Genomic DNA, 20,339 nt, shown 5'->3' on the forward strand with positions numbered 1-20,339 from the left:
AAAAATAATATATCGATTTAATTAAAATTATTTGATTTGAATTATTACTTATTTCTAACATGTTAATGAGGTATATTTTGAATTAAAATAACGTAGCTATTATTTATATTTGTTTAGAAACATGATGTTAAAATGAAATATATCTAATTGATATGAGTGATTGTAAAAAGCAATTAATGATAATTTTATATAATTGAAATAATAAAATATTATATTAATTATTATATACAGGTTGTAATAGCTATGGCCAATATAAATAATACCTCATCCTACATGGATGAAGACAAAAAGCAAATTATCAAAGAGTCCAATTATACCTATAGAGATGCTCTTGAAGTTTCAGCTTATCTTATTGAAGTCGGCAAGTTCGAAAGATTCTATAAAGAAATGCAAATCCATGACTTGCAAAAGGAACTTGACGAAATGGATGACGGAGAATAACTTCAAAAAAATAAATCTCTCGTATATAACTCTTCAAAAGAAACTATTTTTCATAAGTGAAAGTAATATTTATTATTACTTTTATATTTTTTTTATAATAAAATTTTATATATAAAACATAATAAATATATGTATTATGTTATTAGAAAAAACCAACATCAGCGCAAGAGTGGATATTACACTCAAAAAGATAGTCGAAGATTCAACCTTCACCCACAAGGATGCATATGAACTTGGAGCAAAACTGATAGCTATGGGAAATGCTGAAGAGACAATTGTACTAATAAACACCAATCCGGATTTTGAAAGAATCATGAAACAAACTGAATACAGTTTAATCGAAGCAAGGAAACTGGAACTTGAAAGAGAGTTAAGAGATTTATAGGAGGGAACCTATGGGTCGTGGAAATTCAGACATCATATATTTTTTAGAACAGCACGAACAGGAAATAATAAACTGCTGCAAAAAGGGTATGAGCAACAATGAAGTCATCGAACTATTAAAAACAAAATATGATCGTGATGTAGCAGATATTACCTATAGAAAATTCAAGGCAGGATTAAATCTGACAAAGAGTGATTTTCTGGAAACGTTGCTGGATGAGATAATGGTCATGAAGACGTCCGGTGCAACAGATGCAAATGTCAGACGATGGCTGGAAGAGGAACATGAAATTGAAGTAAGCCGATCCACATTCTCAAGATTCAAAAAGAAATATCACATAACAGATAAAGAAAAAGACCCAAGAGCAAGAGATAAAGATTCATTAACAAATAGGGCAATCACTCAAGGCCAGATAATAGGCAATGAAGTTCATACAGATAATATTGACTTAGCTATTGATACAATACTTCAACAGCAGGTCACAGACATCAAAACAGGTCTTGACAATCTTGACAAGATTACCAAAAATGCTGTTGGTATTGAAATTGACTTTGCAAAACTGGATCAGGAAATAAGATATCATGCAGGGGAAAAAAGCCTAGCAAGATACTTGCTTGATCTGGCAGAATTAAAAATCAGATACCTTGAACTATCCGTTAAAGCATTTGACGCTAAAAACAAATTATTCAAAGATGAAATGGACAGACTATTCCAAAACAGAGTTTTAGAACTTGAAGATAAGAAAATTGAAATGTCTCAAAAAGACATCATGAATGAAATAGAAATCCTTGCAAAGCAGATTGATGATAATAATGTATGATGAAAACGGGAAATTCCATTTAGATGCTAAAGACAAAGCTATTCTTCAGAAATGTGTATATGAGAATCCATATATTCCATTCAATCCTTTTCCAAAACAGGCCGAGATGATATCGGCTACAGAAAAGGAAGTTTTGATTGGAGGCGCAGCTGGAGGAAGCAAATCAACAAGTCTGTTAATGAGAGCATTGTTCTATGTTGAGGATGATACCAACGAATATCATGCATTAATTCTGAGACGTACCTTATCTGACCTGAAGCGTAAAGGAGCTTTAATTCATAAAGCCAGCCAGTGGTTAAACAGAAAGGAAATTCAAAATAATTCAGCCATTAGGCCAAAGTGGGATGGAACTGAACATTCATGGACATTTCCAAACGGCAATTCATTAACATTCGGATATTTGCGTAACATTAACGATTTGGATACTTATCAAGGTTCTGAATATCAATTCATTGGTATTGATGAGCTGACACAACTGGAAAGATTCAAATATATTTATATGAGGTCAAGAGTAAGGAAAACAAAAGACAACAAGCTTCCAACACAGTTAATGTGCTCAAGCAATCCAGGAAAACGTGGAAACAAATGGGTTCGTGAAAGATTCATCGAAAAGATAGATGAAGACATTCAGGACAAATCACAAATAAGGTTCATCAGCTCCAGCTATTTGGATAATATCTATTTAGATAGAAAAGACTATGAAGAATACCTTATGGGATTGGATAGGGTAACAAGAGAGCAGTTAATGAACGGGAACTGGTATGCTTCAGTTAAAGGTCAGCTATTCGATGAATCAGACTTCCACATAATTTCTCATGATGAATACCTGAAAATTCCAATAGTTAAGATTATCAGATATTGGGATCTTGCTGCTACTGAAGTATTGAATGATGACAAATTGAAAAATAATGATCCAGATTATACAGCTGGTGTCCTACTAGCTAAAGATCTAACTGGAAATATTTACATCTTGGACTCATATGAATTTCAACTTGAGTCAAGGAACTTGATAAATGAGATACTGAATACTGCTGCACGTGACAAGTCAGATGTGCAGTATATTGAACTCGACGGAAGCACGGGTAAAAACTTTGGATTATTAATAATTGATGAGCTTAACAGAAGAGGGTTCACTACAGGTGTCGGTAACTCAAGAGAGAATAAAATTGATCGGGCAAGAAGAGTTTCAGCCGATATTCAGAAGAATGGAATTTTCCTAGTTGGGAGGGATAGAACAGGGTTTACGAAAAAATGGGCCATGGAATTTTTAGAAAAAATTACAGCATATCCAAATGAAGCTATTCATGATGACTGTGTCGTTGCATTCACAGGAGGTTACGAAAAAATAGCTATTGACAATCAAACTAAAAGAGTTGATGTTGATAAATGGTATTCTACATGACTGTTTCGTTTGACATATTAGAAAAACAAAAGAAGTTAAGAAAAATAGATAGATAAAGTTCAAATTTAATACTGAACTTTATTCTTAATAAAAAATAATATTTAATCGATTTCAAAAACAAGTGGTAAATGGTCACTTAAACTGATCCAATCTCCCACATCTAAAATTTCAAACTTATTGGGAATATCATCATTAGGTTTTCGCCAAAAATTTATTAATTCTGTTTTTTTAATTATTTCTTCATTAGCGTAGAAATAATCAAGATGGAATGGTACGTTTAGATGCTTAGCTTGGTAAAATGTGAATTTGGATTCTTTTCCATTTTCTTCACCAGATAGTGTATGATATAAACTAAACATTCATTTCCAAGTCAAAACAATATAGGCTTATACTATAATTGATAAATAATTTATTATACTATTAAGTGATAAAAATGAGTTTTTCAAAAAGTTTCAAATATCTCCATGATTTAATCTATAGTGGGATTAAAGAGATCAATCTGGACTATGATATAATTTTAAACAGTAAAGAGAAGTCTGATTATCCCAATGGGATAAAACTGGATATTGATGATTTGATTATTAATGGAAATGGCCATACTATTGATGCATGCGGAAAGACGCGAATATTTGAAAATTACGGTAGAAATATCACAATTAAAAACATAACATTAAAAAATGGGTATGGTAATCAGGGTGGAGCAATACATAATGATGCTTATGGTGAATTGACTATAATAAATTCCATACTTACAAAAAACGAAGCAAGCCCAGGTGGAGCTGTATTTAACAGGGGAAATTTAACCATAATGAGTTCTACACTCACGTCTAATACTGTAAAAGGTGTAAGTGATGGTGGTGCAATACATAATCTGGGTAAATTAACCATAATAAAATCCACACTTAGCAATAATCAACTAAATTGCAGCAGGTCAACATCAGGCGGTGCGATATGCAATAGAAATGAATTGATTATACTTGATTCCACATTCACTGAGAATATTGCAAAAACCGGTGGAGCAATATACAATGATAATGGGGAGTTAATAATAATCAAATCCTTCTTAATGGCCAACAGGGCAAAGAATGGTGGTGCAATAAATAACAATAAAGGCAAATTGAATATTGCTAAATCAAAATTAGATAAAAACATTGCTATCAAGGCTGGTGGAGCAATAATTAATTTTCATGGTGAATTGATTACAGTTGAATCAGTATTCACTGGAAATAAGGCAATGAGATATGGAAGTGCAATATATAATGGATGGGGATCACTAACTCTTGAAAAATCCGAATTCACAAAAAATAAAACAAAATATCATGGTGCAATATGTAATAAAGGCACAATATCAATAAATAAATCTAAATTCAAAGATAATGAAACAAAAAAACTTTAAATTTGAATTATACAATTTAAGTTGTAATGTTAACAGATATTTTTGATTGACATTACTATTATGGATTTGGAATTCATTTTGTTTGAAATGTATGTTTGTTAAGCAAATATTCAGGACGGCAATCGTTGCCCGAAATGTTGAAGTGGATGTCGATTCTCTTGATTATATGTTCTATAAACTGGACAATATAACAACCATTTCCGGTTTGGATAGCTGGGATACAAGAAATGTAGTGGATATGAAGTTTTTATTTGGAGAATGTAAAAATCTGGAAGTCGTTTCAGGCATCGAATCAATTGACATTGGAAATGTAAGAAATATGAACTCAATGTTTTACGGCTGCGAGAAGCTGTCAAATTTCAATTCACTGAAATCCTGGGACGTTAAAAATGTTCTGGACATGGATTATATGTTTGCAATGTGTTCAAGTTTCAATGATTTGACTCCAGTTCTTGACTGGGATATAAATGATGATTGCATATTTGAGAACATGTTCAAGTATTGCAGTGTTGAAAATAGGATGACTTTTTATAGCAACTGGCAAGAAAAGCTATTAAACTCATTTTCAACAGTTTTTTATGATTTATCGAAGGTAGTTGGCTGTGTTCACTGTGGCAAGTTTGATATGACATGTGAAGATGGCCATATTGTTTGCAATAACTGTGGTGAAATTCTAAATTATTTTCCTGCAAATTGTCCAGATTGCGGAAGCGACAATCTGTGCTTTGATTTTAAGCAGATGGAATACTATTGTAAAAATTGCGGTTTAGTCATTGATTTTATGGATGAGCAGGTTCCATATTTTGAAGGCGCATATTTCAATGCGGTATTGGATGGGGATGTTGGCCTGAAAGCCAAATTGGATGCGTTGGATTGTATAAAAAATGATGAATTGTTATATTCATTTGCTTTTAGGCATGATTCAATACATGTCATGAAAAGGGCATGTGAAAATATATCCAATCAGGATTATCTGGTAAAAATTGCTTGTAACCATCCAAGCAGTTACATACGCTGCATTGCATGTGAAAGAATCCGGGATGAAAGCGTTTTAACTGAAATAGTTTGTGATGACTCGGATGAGGAAGTTTCCGTCGAAGCCATCAGACACATCGGGGATGATGATTTTTTATGTGATTTGGTTTTAAATTCTGAAAATGAAAAAATCATAAATCATGCGATAAAAGGGATAAGAAATTATGAAATTCTTTTAAAAGCTTTATATGGCTCAAGTTTTGATTGTGAAGAGAGTTTGGTGGCCAATATTGAAAATGAATATTATTTGAAAAGATTGCTTGGGGAGGATATCAGTTCCTCTTCTAAAGAGATTATTCTTAAAAAATTAAAAAATATCTTCAATTGATGATTGGAGAAATATGATGTTTTGATTGATGTTTCTGCCAAATAATCCTTTATTATTTAATTTAATATCTAGGTTTGTATGGTTTTTAGCTTTGCCATTTTTATCTTTAGCTTTATGTTTGGGGTTAAAGACTGCATTGCTGTTGAAGTCTCCACATATAATGAGATTTTCGTCAAATAATTTTTCATTAGCATCAAAATAGTCATGAATCATTTGTACATATGGATTTAATCCTTTTTCTTTATCTGCAGCCATTGCCCATACGGCTAATAAGTTAAAGCTATCATTAACTCTTAAAGGTATGAAGTTTTTGAATCTTTCATCTAGTCCTTCAATTTTTTCTAATTTGATATTTTCCTTTGCAAATATTCCAAGACCTTTGTAATGATAATCTCCAATCCAGAAATAATTGTCTCCCACTAACTCTTCTACTATTTTTTTATATTCTTTATATTTTGGAAGAGGTTCTCTAGGATTTTCACATTCACAAATTACATAAATGTCTGCATCTAAATAAGTTTTTGCATCTTTATCAAGAATAGATTTAATTGTTTCTCTAAAACTGCCATTACAATTCCAACTAACTATCTTCATGTTTTTACCTCCATTTTAAGAAGAATATCTACATTCATCAACTTTTATAATCCTCTTTCTTTTTCCTTCTTTTTTATTTTTAAATAAAATCTCCTTTAGGCCTTGCTTCAATACCTAATTTCTTATACATTCTTCTAATTGCGGGATTGGATTCTATAGCTAGATATTTATCTACATCATCTCCGTGTTGGGGTATGATTTCATTTTCCATCCAATACTTTTTGATTTGTGGAGGTTGGCCTCCAAAGTTCCAATAAGATTCATCTACTTCAAAACCAGTTTTTTCTTTAATATCTCTTAATATTTTATGAGAACGTTTATAAGGGCTCGCAGTAATCAAAATAACATAATTGTCTTTAATTAAGTCTATTAAATCCATTTCATATTTCTGTGATTTAATTTTCTTATCAAGAGGATAATTCCAAATTTCTTTAGAATTAGCTATTAATGTATAATTCAAATCTAGAAGAATTATTTTATCTTTAGCTATTTCTAATTTATCTTCACGCGCTATTTCTTCTTCATCATTATCCATTGATAATTTAACACCACAAGAATTGCAGAACTCATTATCTTTTTTATTAAGGGATCCACATACTTGACAAGTAATTTTCATATTATCACTATTTAAAAATTTGTCCTTGGAATTTATACACATCACAGCTTTCATCCATCCAGCTGTCTGCACTGATTCCGGCTTTCATACAGGTATGCTCCAAAAAGCTTTCTATGTTGAGTGCATATTCGGTAGCTACCTGAGGGAGCAATAATCCTCTTGAATAGCCTTTTTGTATAATCAGCCCGTCACGTCCGATTTCAATTTCTTCAAAGTATTGGTCTGGATGGGCCACGGCAATTAATTCGGGTTCTGTCAGGACTGTGACTTCAAAGTCCAGTTTCTCAAATTCATCCTTAGTCACCTGCGGAAATCTTGGGTCGTTGAATGCAGCTGCAATGGCAACATCTATTGTTGCATTTATTGCAGGTTCTACGGGTTCCGCATATCCAATGCATCCTCTTAGGTCATTGTTTTTATTTAAAGTAACGAAAACTCCCAGTTTCTCATCAAGTTCTATAGGGTAGTCTTCAGGTATCTCTAATTTTTCACCGGTTTCTAAAAAATGTAAAATTGCCTCTTTTGCTATGTTCACTAAATAATTTCCAGCTCTATCGCTTATCATTATCCCATGCCTCCCACTAATGCATTTAGAATTCTGGTGTGGGGTCCGCCGTCTCCAACCGGTGCGGTTTGCCCGTCTTTTCCGCAGAATCCTACGCTTAATTTAAAGTCATTTCCAATGGCATCAATATTTTTCAAAGTTTCTAAAATGTTTCCTGATAGTGAAACATCCCTTAGGGGTGTTGAAATTTCACCATCTTTAATCAAATAACCTTCAGCAGCGTTAAATTGGAATATTCCTTTGCCTGTGTCCACTTGACCGCCTCTTGAACCTTTAAGATAAATTCCATCCTCAATGTCTTCAAACAATTCTTCAAAGCTATTGTCACCGGGTTGCAGGTATGTGTTGCTCATTCTTACAATCGGCTGATCTGATATTATTGACCTTGCATTTCCAGATGATTTCATTCCTAATTTGGCGGCGGTTTCTCTTGAATTAAGAAGTGAAACTAATTTTCCATCTTTAACCAATTGGTTCGGTTTGGTTTTAACTCCTTCAACATCATATGGGTAGTATCCAAACCCGTCCTTTCTGCTCGCATCATCGAAGATGTTTACAATGTCTGATGCTATCATCTCACCCATTCTGTCTTTTAGGATTGAATCGTTTTGCAATATCAGGTCCCCTTCAACTGCATGGCCTAAAGCTTCATGAATCAGCACCCCTGTAAGTTCTGGGTCGGCTATTACTGGGAACTTTCCGGAAGGGGCGGCTTCGGCTTCAAGCAGTCTTACAGCCTTTTGGCCAATGTTTCTTCCAAAGCGTTCAATATCAGTTTCGCCTATCACTTCAAATCCTTTAACTCCGCCTATGCTTCCATGACCAAACTGAATAATTTCGCCGTCTGTTGCAGATGCGTTCAGGGCCATTCTTATCTTGCTTGTAATTGTCTGGATTTGGCTTCCTTCACTATTCATGAATATTTCATTGATTTCACCATCGGAATAGCTCACGGTTGTACTGTTGACCTTTTCAATTGATGCGGCATCACTCGCATCCTTCATGATTTCCTTTTTCTCTTCGATTGAAATATCTTTAAACGGTATTTTTACATCCACTTTCACTTTGTCTCTTATCGCTTCACTTTCACTCAGCTCCACATCGCCTGTAAGTGAATTTGATAATTGGATGGCAGTATCTGTGATTTCATTTAATTTAGATAAATCTGTTGTATATGCAAATCCCCATGCTCCATTTTTTAACACTCTTATTCTTGCTCCTAAGCTCATCCCTGTGTTAATTTCATCCACATCACCATCTTTCATTAATATAGATGTGTTATTACTCATTCCTGCTCTTACGTCTATGTAATCTAATTGGGGGATTGTTTTTGCAATTACTTTTTCGAATAAATCAATATATTCTTCCATATTATCCCTCATAAATATTAATCTATTATATATCTTTACTTTACATATATAATAAAAGTTATTTATATGCAAAAGACATATATAACAATTGACATAATTTATTGGTGATTTGATGGTTATTGTTGTAGGTACTGGTGCAGGTGGAGGAATATTGGCTTATGAACTAACAAAAAACAATATTCCAGTTATTATTATAGAAAAAGGGCCTTATATAGACTCCAAAGATGCATTTAACTATTATGATAAATACTCGGATGATGTTGACTTGCTGACAACTACTTGTATTGGTGGTGCGTCAATCGTAGCAATGGGAAACATGGTGCGGGCGTTGGATGAGGAGTTGCATGAGTTCGGAATAGATTTAAGTGATGCTTATGAATATGTGGAGAAGTTGGTTGGAGTTCACCAATTGGATGACTCACATATTGGCAAGGGAACTCAGGCCTTTTTGGATGCAGGAAATGAATTGGGCTTGCAAACTCTTAAGATGCCTAAAGCCATTCGTGAAGAGGATTGCATCCAATGTGGAAAATGTGCATTCGGATGTCCCGTCAATGCAAAATGGTCAGGCAAGGACTTTGTTGATGCGGCAGTTGAAAACGGTGCAACATTGATATGTGATGCCGAAGTGGTTGAGGTAATCAGTGAAGGCGGCAATGCTCATGGCGTAGTCTACATGAAAGACAATAAAGTGGAATCAATCTATTCGAATACCGTTGTTTTATCTGCTGGAGCTATTGGAACTACATTAATTTTAAGAAACTCCGGAATAGATGGCGTCGGGGAGGAAATATTCTTTGATCCATTTGTTTCCGTTGGAGGATGCCTGAAAGACATTAATTTTAACACTGAAGTCCAAATGGCAGGTTTGGTGATTGGTAAAAACTTTGTCCTGTCTCCGCATTTCTCATCATTCATCCGTGCAAACATCTCTGGTGGCGATGTAACGGATAAGGATATTTTAAGCATCATGGTCAAAACCTCTGATGAATGCAGGGGCTATGTTGATGAAAATGGGGATGTTGTCAAAATAAATACTATCAATGATATCAGATATCTTGCAGAAGGAGTGGCCACCGCGGGTTTCATACTTGAAAAGGCAGGAGTTGACCCATCCACCATAGGTTCGACAGTTTATAGGGGAGCACATCCTGGAGGAACCGCTCCGATAGGTAAAATCGTCGATTCAAATCAGGAAACAGAAATAAAGGGTTTATTTGTTAGTGATGCAAGTGTATTGCCAATATCTCCAGGAAAACCTCCAATATTGACAATTCTTGCGCTATCTAAAAGATTGGCAGATTATTTGATAGAAAATAAATAGAAGATTATTCGAATTGCTTGTCGATATCTTCAGTTTTTATTAATTTTTCACAGTAGTGGCATCTAACAACTGGCGGATATTTGTTGATTACATTGAAAATTGGAGTGATTGGCTCATTTTCATAATTTGTAATGCATTTTGAATTAGTGCACTTAAGAATGGATGTGATTTTATCCGGAAGTATGATTTTGTCTTTTTTAACACGTTCAAAATTCCGGATAATATTTATTGTAGCTTTTGGAGCAATTAAAGCAATTTGATTAAGTTCTCTGTGATCCAATTCTCTGTTTTCAATTTTCACAATATCCTTTCTACCGATTTCGGATGATGAAACGTTCATTGCTACTGTGATATTTTGTGTTTCATCATCTGGAAGCTCCAGAATTTTAAGAATATGCAAAGCTTTATTGGCGGTAATGTGGTCGATTACAGTACCATTTTCAATGGCCTTAATTTTCAATTCTGTTTTTTCGTTTTTTGTCAATTTAATCTACCTTGTATACATTTTTAAAACTTTCATTTTAATGATTGCCTCTGTATCCTTAACTAATTTTTCAGGGCTTTTGCCTTTTGTTGCGATTGTAAAACTGTCAATGACTCTTGCTCCACGCATTTTAACTTTTTCTTCAAGTCTTTCAATGTTGGAATCGCCATTATTGTTGTCCATTGTAGCAAATAATACGACATCTTTTCCTGTAAAGTTGCATCTGTCAATTATGGTTAAAATTGCAGGTGTTGGATTTCCCGCCCAAGTCGGACTTCCGATGTAGATTGTATCATAGTTTGTCAAATCAACTTTTGCAGGCATAATGTCAGTTTTGGTTTCTCTGAATGCATTAATTGAAGCCATTATCTTATTTTTAAATCCTTCACGATTTTTTAAGTCATGTATTCTAACCAAATCTGCATTTAAATGTTTGGATAATGTTTTTGCAATTAGATCCGTTGTTCCGCCTTGTGAATAATACATAATTAATGTGGCCATTTTATAATCTCCTAGTATTTAAGGATGAAGACCAAAGTGTGTTAAGCCAGTTCTCTCATCAATGCCAAGTAAGATGTTCATGTTTTGGATAGCTTGACCAGATGCACCTTTAACAAGATTGTCAATAGCGGATAACATTACGATTCTTCCGGTATCATCTATTTCAAATCCGCCAATATGAACAAAGTTAGATCCTCTAACTGAGCTTAAGTGCGGTACTTCTCCGTCATCCATAAGTTTGATAAAGTACTCTCCTGAGTATTCTTTTTCATATAGTTTTCTTAATTCTTCGGTTGTAATATCTTTATTTTCATCATTTAAAAAGCTATGGCTTGTTGTCTGAATGCCCCTATTGACCGGCACCAAATGAGGGGTAAATGATACTTTAACGCCTTCAAAACCATGCAATTCTTGTTGAATTTCAGATGTGTGTCTGTGTGCAGTTATTTTATATGGATTTACATTGTCTGCAATATTAGGGTAATGTGTGGTTGCAGATGGATTTACACCGGCTCCACTAACTCCAGTTTTAGAATCAATGATGATTCTTTCCACTACATCGTTTTTAACTAAAGGATATGAGGATAATATTGCTCCGGTTGGGAAGCATCCCGGATTTGCAACAAGATCCGCCTTTTTGATTTCATCCCGGTATAATTCGGGAAGTCCGAATGCACCCTTATTTTCGCTGTCAGTGTGTTCCATTCCATACCATTTTTCATAAACTGCTGTGTCTCTGTATCTGTAGTCTCCACTTAAGTCAACTACTTTTGCACCGGTTTTTAGGATTTCCGGAACAATTTTCATTGATGCCCCATGGGGGGTTGCGGTAAATACAACGTCAGCATCCAATTCGGATGGACTTTTATTTTTAAAAACAAGTCCGGAATCTCTTATATGCGGGTGGATTTTATGTGCAGGAGTACCATCATATTGTCTTGAAGTGATGTCTGTTATTTCCACTTCAGGATGGTTCAAAAGCATTCTTAGAAGTTCCCCTCCAGTATATCCACTTGCTCCAATTATTGCTACTTTAAACATTTTAATAATCTCCTTAGTCTTCACAGTTGTCTAATATTTTACCTTCAAAGTTGGTATTCTGAATTTTTCTAATGATTTTGCAGCTGCTGTCAAGTTCGCAATCCCGATATTTTTCAACACGTATCGCCTTTGCTTTCAGTCCTCTCTTATCAATAGCAGCCTGTAATTTTTTGATGTCATGGTTCTGGTCAGCGCCGACGGTAATGATGTCAGGGTCAATTTCATGAACAATCTTGAATACATCGCCGTTCGCATCACCAAGATATGCCTCATCTACGGGTTTTAACATCTTGATCAATTCTAAACGCTGGTCTTCCCCAACAATTGGAACTCGCTTTCGCCTTTCAACTGTTGAGTCGCGTGCCACAACAACATAAAGTTTAGCATTTTCCCCACCAAGTTTTTTTGATTCCTCAAGATAAACGCCATGTCCAGGGTGGAGTATGTCGAATGTTCCTGTTGCCATTACTTTCTTCATTTAATTACCTCTTTTGGTATTTTAAAGCTTCAGTTAAATCAATTTTATCTTTATAAAGTGCAGAACCTATCACTATTCCTTCCACACCGCTTTCATTCAATTTTTTAATGTCTTCTATTGTAGTTATTCCGCCTGAATAAACTATAGGAATATCCACGGATTTCTTTAGCTCTTCAACAGGTTCAGTGTAAAAGCCACCTAAAAGGCCTTCAACATCAACATTCGTAAATAGGATGCTGCCTGCGCCATGCTCTTTAAACTCGGTCGAAAGTTCTGTTGGGCTTTTATCAATCTTTTCCTGCCAGCCTTTAATGACTACTTTGTTGTCTTTGCTGTCAAGTGAAATCATGATTCTGTCTGAGCCGTATTCGTCTGAAAGCTGTGCAATGGTTTCGGGGTGCTGGATCCCCATGGTTCCTATAATCAGCCTTTCAATGTCCAGATTCAATAATTCGCGGGCATATTCAACACTTCGTATTCCCCCTCCGAGCTGAATTGGAACGCTAATTTCCTTCAGGATTTTTTTAATAATCTCAAAGCTTGCAACTCCCTTTATTGTTCCATCAAGGTCAATTATATGGATATTTTTAGCCCCCAAATCCTCCCAATGTTTTGCAACAAGTTCAGGATTTTCTATTTCTACCATTTCACTTCCAGGTTCGCCCTGAACAAGCTGTACACATTTTCCATTTTTAATGTCAACTGCAGGCATTATTAACATTTCATCTTTTTTAAATGACATTTACATTTTTCCTGTACTATTTTATTATAATATAAGTATATGTTTTGAAATGTTTTATATGTATTGATTATTGAAAGTAGATGTTTCTATTTTGTATAGTTTATTTAATATAAATTACAAATAAATACACATAAGAGGAATATTGATGAGTACTATAATCGAATTTAAAAATGTCGATAAGATCTATAAATCAGGAGATCACATTCTAAAAGCTATGGACAATGTCAATTTCACAATTGATGATGGAGAATTCGTTGTAATTTTAGGACCGTCCGGGGCGGGAAAATCAACACTTCTAAATCTCTTGGGCGGTCTTGATGCGGTTACCTCCGGTGAGATAATTGTAAAGGGAAATCATGTGGAAAGATTTGACGATAATCAACTTACAGACTACAGGGCTAAAAATGTGGGATTCATTTTCCAGTTTTATAACTTGATTCCAAACCTGACAGCTCTTGAAAATGTTGAGCTGATGAAGGACATTGTGGATGTTGATGTTAATGGTTTGGATGTGCTGGATGTGGTTGGGCTTAAAGAACATGCTAATCAATTTCCGGCACAGCTGTCCGGTGGAGAACAGCAAAGGGTATCCATTGCAAGGGCAGTGGCCAAACAGCCTGCAATGCTTTTATGCGATGAACCGACAGGTGCATTAGACTCAACAACGGGCGTTTTAATATTAAAGCTACTTCAGGATTTGAGCAATTACAAGGGCACTACTGTTGTTATTGTAACTCACAATGCAATTTTGGCGGAAGCCGCAGATAAGGTAATCAGAATTAAGAATGGCCAAATTGAAAGCATTGCCATTAATGAAAATCCGCGAAAGGTTACTGATTTGGAATGGTGAGCATATGCTTTTTAAAAAAATGCTGAGGGATATAAAAGTCAATAAAATGCAGTTCATTGCAATATTCCTCATGGCATTTTTAGGCATTTTTGCTTACTGCGGAATATATGGGGAGTATTATGGGCTTGTCCAAACTTCGGATGCATATTACTCTCAAACCAATATGGCCGATGGATGGATTTACAACACTAGTTTTGATGATGCTTCAGTCGATAAGATAAGTGAATTCACGACGGAATCTGATAGGCAATTTGTAGTTCAATCGGTGGCGGACCTGGACAATAATCCGGATATCAAGCTGCATTTCGCTGAAAAGGGAACGATATCCAAATTCTATTCGACTGAAGGCGAAGACTTCGACCCATCAGATGACTCCGGAGTTTGGTTGGATAAGCGTTTTGCAGATGAGAGGAATCTGAATATTGGGGATAGGATCACTTTTGAGTTTGATGGCAACAATGTCACAAAGGAAATCAGGGGGATAGGATATTCTCCGGAATACATTTATGAATCCTCGGCCAATTCATTGACTCCAGATTTTTCACAAATGGGCTTTGCCTACCTGTCGTATAAGGCATATCCTGATGATTTGGACTATAATACATTGCTTGTCAAATATGATGGATCGGACAGTGATTTTAATGATAAGCTGGATGATTCTATAGATTACTTGTCATTTACCAAAAAGGAAGACCAGATAAGTGTCGCCAAATTCTCAGATGAAATGGCACAGCACAGAATGATGGGGGATGTTTTTCCGATTGTGTTCATAGTGGTTTCTTTTCTGACACTTCTCACAACAATGACAAGAATAGTGACCCTTCAAAGAACCCAGATTGGAATTCTAAAGGCTGTTGGCTATAATGATAAAACAATCATTCTGCATTACATTTCCTATGGATTTTTCCCTGTTTTGGCAGGGGCCGTTTTGGGTTTGGTTACCGGACCTGTGATAATCCCTAGGATGTTCTACCCTACAATGTCTGCAACTTACAGCATGCCTTCCTGGTATCCTGGCTTTGACATGAGCTTTATTTATATTGCGACATTGATGGTTGTTTTGTCTGTTTTTGTCACATACCTGTCATGCAGAATGATTTCAAAAGAAAATCCCGCAAACACGTTGCGTCCAAAACCTCCTAATGTGTCTTCAAACAGCATTATTGAAAAATCACGATTTTGGAATCGCTTAAGCTTTAACATGCGTTGGAATTGGAGGGATGCAAGAAGAAATAAATTCCGAGCATTCATGACAATAGTGGGGGTGATGGGCTGCGTAGGATTGTTGATTGCTGCATTCGGCATGAATGACTGCATGGGTGAGCTGAAAACATGGGAATATGATGATATTAGTCATTATGAATCAAAGCTGCTTCTTTCAAGCAATGCAAATCCAATGGAACTGTATTATATTTTAAATAATACCAATGGCAGTTTTATTATGCAGCAATCTATTGAGATGAAGGCAAACGACATTGAGGACACGGTTGTATTGCTGGTATCGAACAACACTGATTTGATATCCTACACGGACAGCGATAGGAATCCTTTGGATATTGAAGAGGGGGATGTTTCAATATCCGTTAAACTTGCCGAAAAGTTTAATTTAAAGATCGGTGATGAAATCAGATGGCACATTGTGGGAAGTGATGAATGGGTAAGCTCAAAAATTGGCCAGATTCATGCAGAACCGGTTTCACAAGGATTGATAATGTCTCCGAATACTTTAGAAGATCAGGGACTGAACTTCACACCAACAAATATTTTAACTAAGGAAAAATTCGGTGAAAAATACGATTCAATCAAATCCACCACAAGGATTGATAAACTGAAGGAAAGTTGGGATGATGTAACAAAAGCCGTAATGATGATGGTTTATGTAGTGACTGTTGTTGCAGTGGCTTTAGAAATTTTGGTTCTATATAATCTCGGTATTTTGTCATTTACAGAAATGGAAAGGGAAATTGCAACTTTAAAGGTTTTAGGTTTTAAGACAAATGTTTTAAGGAAGCTATTGTTAACCCAAAATATCATTTTCACATCAATCGGATTTATTTTGGGAATTCCTCTAGGATTTTATTTCATGACATTGATGATGAATGCCGCAGGGGACTCTCTTTATTATATTCCGTCACTTACCTGGGGAAATATCTTATTGACTGCTGTAATAACATTTGCAATATCAATTGGTGTTAATCTAATGTTTTCAGATAAAATCAATAATTTGAATATGGTTGAAGCATTGAAAGATGTTGAATAGTGCTTGTTTTAAGCACTATAAGGTTATTTACCAAATTAACGGTAAAATTTTATATTTTACTTTTTCTTTATACTCATTATAACCTTTTAATTCATTTTCCAATACTTTTTCTTCATTTCTTATCCTAAATATGATGATTATCGGATAAATCAGCATGACAATAAATGAAAAAATTGAATCCAGTATTAATGGCATAGATAAAAATAAGAATATTGTCGATGTATACATGGGATGTCTGACAATCCCATATAATCCGCTGTCCACCACTTTCTGATTTTTGCTTACTTCAACAGTACGTGAAAGATACATATTTTCCCTTAAAACTTCGCCGTACATGATATAGCTTACCAAAAAGATTATTGAAGCTATTGTAATCGCTATTTGTGGAAGATTGAACCATTTGAATCTAAAATTCAAACCAGCTATAACAAATGCTAATAAAAATATTATTCCACTAATTATGATTACAATTTTTTGGTCATTTTCCTCTTCTTTAGCATTCAGTCTTCTTTTCAAGAGTTCCGGTGATTTGATTAACATGATGATTCCTGCAACAAGCATTGGAATGAATAGTAAAGCTATGAATAGCCAAGCGTTGAAATAATTTAAGGTTCCTGCGGGTATGAATAACAGCAAGCAGATTATTATTAGGCCAAAAAGGAATTTCATCAAAGCTTGAGAAAATAATTTCGCATCCATCATATCACTAAAGTTTTTTTATTATATTATATCTTTTATTTATAAGCAATTAATATTGTCAATATTATCTAAATTAAGATAAATTAATTAACAATATTGGTAAAATAATTAAATATGAATTATATTGAGGATGCTGTTAAATTATTTGAAGGAGGGTATAGGTGTTCACAAGCTGTATTTGCAGCATTTTCACCAGATTTTGAGCTTTCAAAAGAACAGGCACTTAAAATTGGGGCTTGCTTTGGAAGTGGGATGCGAAAAGGTGAAGTTTGTGGCGCATGTACTGGTGCACTTATGGTGTTGGGATTGAAATATGGTGAGAGTAAAGCAAAAAGCGATGAAGTTTGTGATGAATTTTTAGATGAATTTAAAAAAGATAATGGTTCATATATCTGTCGTGAGTTACTTGGTTGCGATATCAGTACACAAAAAGGAGTAGAATATGCAAAGGATAATAATTTGTTTAGGGATTTATGTCCGAAAATGGTTGAATCTGCCGCAAAAATTACAAAAGAAATATTGTTTACTAATGAATAATTACAGGTAACATCGGTGTAATTAGTATAATCGCATTAATTTTTATATAAATTCTTAGTATTAGATTCACGGAATGTGATAGCATGATTAGGGATATCATCGGTTATATACTTGGTTTGGTTATTTTCATAATTGCAATTCCATTTGTGATGTATTTGGCTTCAGGAAGTCCCAATTTAGTGCAAATCAATCCCGTCCAGTGGATTTTATTTATTTTAATGACAGTATCCGGAATCGGATTAAGCATTTGGTCAATCGTTTATATGAAAAGGGTGGGTGAGGGAAACCCATTTGATGCATTCAATCATGAAGTTGCACCGAGAACCAGTTCACTGATGACTGACGGGCCTTATGGAATCTGCAGAAATCCAATGCTTTTGGGGGTATTTATTTTCCATGCTGGTGTTTTAATAGCACTTTTATCTTTAGGAGCGTTTATTATTTTCATAATTGAAGTTATAATAATGAATATTCAGGTTAAAAAAGAGGAGCAGCGTTTAAAAAGAGATTTCGAATCGGAATATGTGAATTATACAAAAAACACTAACAGGTTTTTACCGAAATTATAGGTGGTTAAAATGAGGGATATAATCATTCTTGCAGTAATTGTCTTGCTTGTAGCTATTTTAGGCATAGTTTTGGGTTTTTCCAGTAGTCCTAATGTCAATGATGTTACTAATAACACAACATTTAATGTATCTTCCGGGGGACCTATCCCGCTTTCTGTGCTGATTAATGATGTCAAAACAGAAGAGTGGTACAGGGGTTATGATAATGAAACGGTAAACTGGATGGAGTCTTTAGGGGATAAATATGCATGGGTTTCATCAGAGGGATATGTGATAATGGATAAATCTGATTCAAATAAAATTCCGTCAATCTATGCTACCGATGTGGATTACTGGGAGATATTCTCGGCTGATGTGTTGGAAAAGCATTCATTGGGAAACGTTGAGAATCCTAGAGAAATTGTATTAGTTAAAAATGTCAAATATATTGGTGAAGAGGCATATTACTATGATGTCTAAAGGTGATTGATATGGAAGATGTTTATGAATGGAAAGGATTAAACGGACAGTTGGTAACTTTTAAAAAAGAGGTGGGGGATGCCAAAAAGATTACTTTCATGGGGTCTCCGGGAGTTTGCACTCCGTTTGCTGAGTTTGCAGCATATTCCGTAAGGGATAAGGAAAATCATTTCATGCCATTATTGAATATTGACGAATGTCACCAGTTCGAACATAGACCTTATGCTATGGTTTTGAGAGAGGAGATTTCCGATCCCCATGACTCTGACGTGGCGGTGGTATTGGGCGGATTGTCCATGCCTAAATATGATGTAGATACCAACGAATTGAATGATTTGATAGATGAAATTCTAAAAGAAAATGGTAAAATTATAGGGCTATGTTTCATGGACATGTTTACAAAGGCAGATTGGCTCGATAAGGTTGATTTTGACTGCATTATAGATGGGACTTTAAATGGCGTTGTTAAAAAATAATATTCGATGAGGTTTTCAAAATGAAAAATAAAGGTATTGTTGCAGTGATAATCTTATTTGTTGCAATTTTATCGTTAGTTTTTGTTTATTCAATTACCGATACGGATAATTCTGGAAATAAAACAGAATTAACAGTGTCTTCCGAGGGTCCGCATGAGTTATCCGCAATCATTAAGGACATCAGAACAGGCTCATATTACAGGGGATATGACAATGAAACAGTAGAATGGATGGAATCTCTGGGTAATAAAAAAGTTTTTGTAGGAAATGGCACATTCGTTGTGATGAGTCCTATGGATGCAGGCGGGCTTCGGTCCGAATATATAACTGATGCGTACATTGAGGAATTTATAGAATGCGAGGTATTGGAAAATCACAGTATTGGGGACGTTAAGTATCCGAGGGATGTCCTATTAGTAAAGGATGTTAAGTATTTGGGTGAGGAAATTCATAATCTGCAAGGTGGATAATTCCTTTTTTATTACTTTTTTTTAATTTTTTTCTTTTTTGTAATACTGTATTTTTTCCAAATAACATATCATAATATCATGATATGAAAACATTTAAATACATAAATGTAATATATATTATTTTATATAATATATGTGATGGAAATGAAAGAGAATAATCTTGATGGAACAAATGATGATATGTGTGAAGTATTCAACTCTCATGAAGAGGCAGTTAATCGTGTAAAAGAGCGTATGCTTTCAGAGGATGAATATTTTGACTTATCAGAATTCTTTAAAATATTTGGGAATCCGACAAGATTAAAAATTATTTCTCTACTTAGTGTAGATGATTTGTGTGTTTGTGATATTTGCGAAGCTCTTGATTTAAACCAAACTACTGTATCAAATCAATTGAGAATATTGAGTGCGAACAATATTGTCAAATATCAAAAAGAAGGTAAAATGGCTAGATATTCTCTATCCGACGTTCATATTGAAATGATTTATAAAGTAGG

Annotated in this window: 26 protein-coding genes; 15 read left to right on the forward strand and 11 right to left on the reverse strand. The window is 34.7% G+C overall.

All coding sequences use genetic code 11. From position 1 onward, the window contains the following. The first annotated feature begins 243 nt into the window (after nt 1-243). From ACKI4K_RS03705 to ACKI4K_RS03720, 4 genes are all read left to right on the forward strand, one after another. Nucleotides 244-441: a hypothetical protein gene (locus ACKI4K_RS03705; RefSeq protein ID WP_100815195.1), complete on the forward strand. Its 198-nt coding sequence runs from the start codon at nt 244-246 to the stop codon at nt 439-441. Between the two features lie 136 nt (nt 442-577). Next, nucleotides 578-826 (forward strand): hypothetical protein, encoded by a 249-nt coding sequence (locus ACKI4K_RS03710; protein WP_407422409.1) that lies wholly within the window; start codon nt 578-580, stop codon nt 824-826. A gap of 10 nt (nt 827-836) precedes the next feature. Continuing rightward, nucleotides 837-1,646, forward strand: a complete 810-nt coding sequence (locus ACKI4K_RS03715) for a hypothetical protein (protein ID WP_407422411.1) — start codon at nt 837-839, stop codon at nt 1,644-1,646. After that, entirely contained in the window at nt 1,630-3,048 is a 1,419-nt protein-coding gene (locus ACKI4K_RS03720) for a phage terminase large subunit (protein WP_407422413.1), read from the forward strand. Before ACKI4K_RS03715 ends, ACKI4K_RS03720 begins: the two co-directional genes overlap by 17 nt. A gap of 101 nt (nt 3,049-3,149) precedes the next feature. On the opposite strand, the gene ACKI4K_RS03725 is transcribed toward ACKI4K_RS03720, so the two are convergent. Further along, a complete protein-coding gene (locus tag ACKI4K_RS03725; protein WP_407422415.1) occupies nt 3,150-3,407 on the reverse strand; it encodes a hypothetical protein in 258 nt (85 codons plus the stop codon). A 74-nt stretch (nt 3,408-3,481) separates the two neighbouring features. Here ACKI4K_RS03725 and ACKI4K_RS03730 point away from each other — a divergent pair, with 74 nt between their 5' ends. Beyond that, nucleotides 3,482-4,444: a pectate lyase-like adhesive domain-containing protein gene (locus ACKI4K_RS03730; protein ID WP_407422417.1), complete on the forward strand. Its 963-nt coding sequence runs from the start codon at nt 3,482-3,484 to the stop codon at nt 4,442-4,444. Nucleotides 4,445-4,535: 91 nt separating this feature from the next. Further along, complete coding sequence (locus ACKI4K_RS03735) at nt 4,536-5,807, forward strand: BspA family leucine-rich repeat surface protein (protein WP_407422419.1); 1,272 nt, start codon at nt 4,536-4,538, stop codon at nt 5,805-5,807. Here ACKI4K_RS03735 and ACKI4K_RS03740 read toward each other — a convergent pair. From ACKI4K_RS03740 to ACKI4K_RS03755, 4 genes are all read right to left on the reverse strand, one after another. Beyond that, nucleotides 5,787-6,401, reverse strand: coding sequence for a hypothetical protein (locus tag ACKI4K_RS03740; RefSeq protein WP_407422421.1), 615 nt, complete (start codon nt 6,399-6,401; stop codon nt 5,787-5,789). The two genes, ACKI4K_RS03735 and ACKI4K_RS03740, sit on opposite strands and share 21 nt — an antisense overlap. Nucleotides 6,402-6,480: 79 nt before the next feature. Further along, nucleotides 6,481-7,017, reverse strand: a complete 537-nt coding sequence (locus tag ACKI4K_RS03745) for a hypothetical protein (protein ID WP_407422423.1) — start codon at nt 7,015-7,017, stop codon at nt 6,481-6,483. A gap of 7 nt (nt 7,018-7,024) precedes the next feature. Next, nucleotides 7,025-7,582 carry a TIGR00296 family protein gene (locus ACKI4K_RS03750; RefSeq protein ID WP_407422425.1) on the reverse strand — a complete coding sequence of 186 codons (558 nt, stop codon included), beginning with the start codon at nt 7,580-7,582 and terminating at the stop codon, nt 7,025-7,027. Then, complete coding sequence (locus ACKI4K_RS03755) at nt 7,582-8,952, reverse strand: TldD/PmbA family protein (RefSeq protein ID WP_407422427.1); 1,371 nt, start codon at nt 8,950-8,952, stop codon at nt 7,582-7,584. The genes ACKI4K_RS03750 and ACKI4K_RS03755 overlap by 1 nt, the downstream gene beginning before the upstream one ends. Nucleotides 8,953-9,064: 112 nt before the next feature. On the opposite strand from ACKI4K_RS03755, the gene ACKI4K_RS03760 reads away from it, so the two are divergent. Next, on the forward strand, nt 9,065-10,276 hold the full coding sequence (locus ACKI4K_RS03760) for a GMC family oxidoreductase N-terminal domain-containing protein (RefSeq protein ID WP_407422429.1): 1,212 nt from the start codon (nt 9,065-9,067) through the stop codon (nt 10,274-10,276). 4 nt (nt 10,277-10,280) lie between these two features. Here the strand turns inward: ACKI4K_RS03760 and pyrI are convergent, their stop codons facing one another. Genes pyrI through hisA form a run of 5 tightly spaced genes read right to left on the reverse strand, consistent with a single transcriptional unit; the run spans nt 10,281 to nt 13,522 of the window. Beyond that, on the reverse strand, nt 10,281-10,760 hold the full coding sequence (pyrI, locus tag ACKI4K_RS03765) for an aspartate carbamoyltransferase regulatory subunit (protein WP_407422431.1): 480 nt from the start codon (nt 10,758-10,760) through the stop codon (nt 10,281-10,283). 6 nt (nt 10,761-10,766) lie between these two features. Then, complete coding sequence (locus ACKI4K_RS03770) at nt 10,767-11,261, reverse strand: flavodoxin family protein (protein WP_407422433.1); 495 nt, start codon at nt 11,259-11,261, stop codon at nt 10,767-10,769. An 18-nt stretch (nt 11,262-11,279) separates the two neighbouring features. Next, the gene (gene argC, locus ACKI4K_RS03775) at nt 11,280-12,302 is read right to left on the reverse strand and encodes an N-acetyl-gamma-glutamyl-phosphate reductase (protein ID WP_407422435.1); all 1,023 of its coding nucleotides are present in this window, start codon (nt 12,300-12,302) and stop codon (nt 11,280-11,282) included. 13 nt (nt 12,303-12,315) lie between these two features. Beyond that, complete coding sequence (locus ACKI4K_RS03780; RefSeq protein WP_407422437.1) at nt 12,316-12,780, reverse strand: adenylyltransferase/cytidyltransferase family protein; 465 nt, start codon at nt 12,778-12,780, stop codon at nt 12,316-12,318. A 4-nt stretch (nt 12,781-12,784) separates the two neighbouring features. Beyond that, nucleotides 12,785-13,522, reverse strand: coding sequence for a 1-(5-phosphoribosyl)-5-[(5-phosphoribosylamino)methylideneamino]imidazole-4-carboxamide isomerase (gene hisA, locus ACKI4K_RS03785; protein ID WP_407422439.1), 738 nt, complete (start codon nt 13,520-13,522; stop codon nt 12,785-12,787). 145 nt (nt 13,523-13,667) lie between these two features. Between hisA and ACKI4K_RS03790 the strand changes: the two genes are divergently transcribed. Both ACKI4K_RS03790 and ACKI4K_RS03795 read left to right on the forward strand, forming a co-directional pair. After that, on the forward strand, nt 13,668-14,372 hold the full coding sequence (locus ACKI4K_RS03790; RefSeq protein ID WP_407422441.1) for an ABC transporter ATP-binding protein: 705 nt from the start codon (nt 13,668-13,670) through the stop codon (nt 14,370-14,372). Next, nucleotides 14,308-16,632: an ABC transporter permease gene (locus ACKI4K_RS03795; RefSeq protein WP_407422443.1), complete on the forward strand. Its 2,325-nt coding sequence runs from the start codon at nt 14,308-14,310 to the stop codon at nt 16,630-16,632. Before ACKI4K_RS03790 ends, ACKI4K_RS03795 begins: the two co-directional genes overlap by 65 nt. A gap of 27 nt (nt 16,633-16,659) precedes the next feature. Here the strand turns inward: ACKI4K_RS03795 and ACKI4K_RS03800 are convergent, their stop codons facing one another. Further along, a complete protein-coding gene (locus tag ACKI4K_RS03800; protein ID WP_407422445.1) occupies nt 16,660-17,334 on the reverse strand; it encodes a methyltransferase in 675 nt (224 codons plus the stop codon). 111 nt (nt 17,335-17,445) lie between these two features. Between ACKI4K_RS03800 and ACKI4K_RS03805 the strand changes: the two genes are divergently transcribed. From ACKI4K_RS03805 to ACKI4K_RS03830, 6 genes are all read left to right on the forward strand, one after another. Continuing rightward, nucleotides 17,446-17,868 carry a C-GCAxxG-C-C family protein gene (locus tag ACKI4K_RS03805; RefSeq protein ID WP_407422447.1) on the forward strand — a complete coding sequence of 141 codons (423 nt, stop codon included), beginning with the start codon at nt 17,446-17,448 and terminating at the stop codon, nt 17,866-17,868. An 83-nt stretch (nt 17,869-17,951) separates the two neighbouring features. Further along, nucleotides 17,952-18,437: a methyltransferase family protein gene (locus tag ACKI4K_RS03810; protein WP_407422449.1), complete on the forward strand. Its 486-nt coding sequence runs from the start codon at nt 17,952-17,954 to the stop codon at nt 18,435-18,437. Between the two features lie 9 nt (nt 18,438-18,446). Next, a complete protein-coding gene (locus ACKI4K_RS03815) occupies nt 18,447-18,896 on the forward strand; it encodes a hypothetical protein (protein ID WP_407422451.1) in 450 nt (149 codons plus the stop codon). Between the two features lie 11 nt (nt 18,897-18,907). Continuing rightward, complete coding sequence (locus tag ACKI4K_RS03820) at nt 18,908-19,372, forward strand: DUF2124 family protein (RefSeq protein ID WP_407422453.1); 465 nt, start codon at nt 18,908-18,910, stop codon at nt 19,370-19,372. A 20-nt stretch (nt 19,373-19,392) separates the two neighbouring features. Further along, entirely contained in the window at nt 19,393-19,842 is a 450-nt protein-coding gene (locus ACKI4K_RS03825; RefSeq protein ID WP_407422455.1) for a hypothetical protein, read from the forward strand. 144 nt (nt 19,843-19,986) lie between these two features. After that, nucleotides 19,987-20,339: ArsR/SmtB family transcription factor (locus ACKI4K_RS03830; protein ID WP_407422457.1), on the forward strand; the 353-nt coding region annotated here is incomplete at its 3' end.

Origin of the sequence: Methanobrevibacter sp. (assembly GCF_045644645.1) — an archaeon.
In the GTDB taxonomy this organism is placed as follows: domain Archaea; phylum Methanobacteriota; class Methanobacteria; order Methanobacteriales; family Methanobacteriaceae; genus Methanocatella.

What these genes read in the sequence shown, in the direction of transcription:
- ACKI4K_RS03705 (WP_100815195.1), top strand. Translation starts at nt 244, where the DNA reads ATGGCCAATATAAATAATACCTCATCCTACATGGATGAAGACAAAAAG.
- ACKI4K_RS03710 (WP_407422409.1), top strand. Translation starts at nt 578, where the DNA reads ATGTTATTAGAAAAAACCAACATCAGCGCAAGAGTGGATATTACACTC.
- ACKI4K_RS03715 (WP_407422411.1), top strand. Translation starts at nt 837, where the DNA reads ATGGGTCGTGGAAATTCAGACATCATATATTTTTTAGAACAGCACGAA.
- ACKI4K_RS03720 (WP_407422413.1), top strand. Translation starts at nt 1,630, where the DNA reads ATGATAATAATGTATGATGAAAACGGGAAATTCCATTTAGATGCTAAA.
- ACKI4K_RS03725 (WP_407422415.1), bottom strand. Translation starts at nt 3,407, where the DNA reads ATGTTTAGTTTATATCATACACTATCTGGTGAAGAAAATGGAAAAGAA.
- ACKI4K_RS03730 (WP_407422417.1), top strand. Translation starts at nt 3,482, where the DNA reads ATGAGTTTTTCAAAAAGTTTCAAATATCTCCATGATTTAATCTATAGT.
- ACKI4K_RS03735 (WP_407422419.1), top strand. Translation starts at nt 4,536, where the DNA reads ATGTTTGTTAAGCAAATATTCAGGACGGCAATCGTTGCCCGAAATGTT.
- ACKI4K_RS03740 (WP_407422421.1), bottom strand. Translation starts at nt 6,401, where the DNA reads ATGAAGATAGTTAGTTGGAATTGTAATGGCAGTTTTAGAGAAACAATT.
- ACKI4K_RS03745 (WP_407422423.1), bottom strand. Translation starts at nt 7,017, where the DNA reads ATGAAAATTACTTGTCAAGTATGTGGATCCCTTAATAAAAAAGATAAT.
- ACKI4K_RS03750 (WP_407422425.1), bottom strand. Translation starts at nt 7,582, where the DNA reads ATGATAAGCGATAGAGCTGGAAATTATTTAGTGAACATAGCAAAAGAG.
- ACKI4K_RS03755 (WP_407422427.1), bottom strand. Translation starts at nt 8,952, where the DNA reads ATGGAAGAATATATTGATTTATTCGAAAAAGTAATTGCAAAAACAATC.
- ACKI4K_RS03760 (WP_407422429.1), top strand. Translation starts at nt 9,065, where the DNA reads ATGGTTATTGTTGTAGGTACTGGTGCAGGTGGAGGAATATTGGCTTAT.
- ACKI4K_RS03770 (WP_407422433.1), bottom strand. Translation starts at nt 11,261, where the DNA reads ATGGCCACATTAATTATGTATTATTCACAAGGCGGAACAACGGATCTA.
- argC (WP_407422435.1), bottom strand. Translation starts at nt 12,302, where the DNA reads ATGTTTAAAGTAGCAATAATTGGAGCAAGTGGATATACTGGAGGGGAA.
- ACKI4K_RS03780 (WP_407422437.1), bottom strand. Translation starts at nt 12,780, where the DNA reads ATGAAGAAAGTAATGGCAACAGGAACATTCGACATACTCCACCCTGGA.
- hisA (WP_407422439.1), bottom strand. Translation starts at nt 13,522, where the DNA reads ATGTCATTTAAAAAAGATGAAATGTTAATAATGCCTGCAGTTGACATT.
- ACKI4K_RS03790 (WP_407422441.1), top strand. Translation starts at nt 13,668, where the DNA reads ATGAGTACTATAATCGAATTTAAAAATGTCGATAAGATCTATAAATCA.
- ACKI4K_RS03795 (WP_407422443.1), top strand. Translation starts at nt 14,308, where the DNA reads ATGGCCAAATTGAAAGCATTGCCATTAATGAAAATCCGCGAAAGGTTA.
- ACKI4K_RS03800 (WP_407422445.1), bottom strand. Translation starts at nt 17,334, where the DNA reads ATGATGGATGCGAAATTATTTTCTCAAGCTTTGATGAAATTCCTTTTT.
- ACKI4K_RS03805 (WP_407422447.1), top strand. Translation starts at nt 17,446, where the DNA reads ATGAATTATATTGAGGATGCTGTTAAATTATTTGAAGGAGGGTATAGG.
- ACKI4K_RS03810 (WP_407422449.1), top strand. Translation starts at nt 17,952, where the DNA reads ATGATTAGGGATATCATCGGTTATATACTTGGTTTGGTTATTTTCATA.
- ACKI4K_RS03815 (WP_407422451.1), top strand. Translation starts at nt 18,447, where the DNA reads ATGAGGGATATAATCATTCTTGCAGTAATTGTCTTGCTTGTAGCTATT.
- ACKI4K_RS03820 (WP_407422453.1), top strand. Translation starts at nt 18,908, where the DNA reads ATGGAAGATGTTTATGAATGGAAAGGATTAAACGGACAGTTGGTAACT.
- ACKI4K_RS03825 (WP_407422455.1), top strand. Translation starts at nt 19,393, where the DNA reads ATGAAAAATAAAGGTATTGTTGCAGTGATAATCTTATTTGTTGCAATT.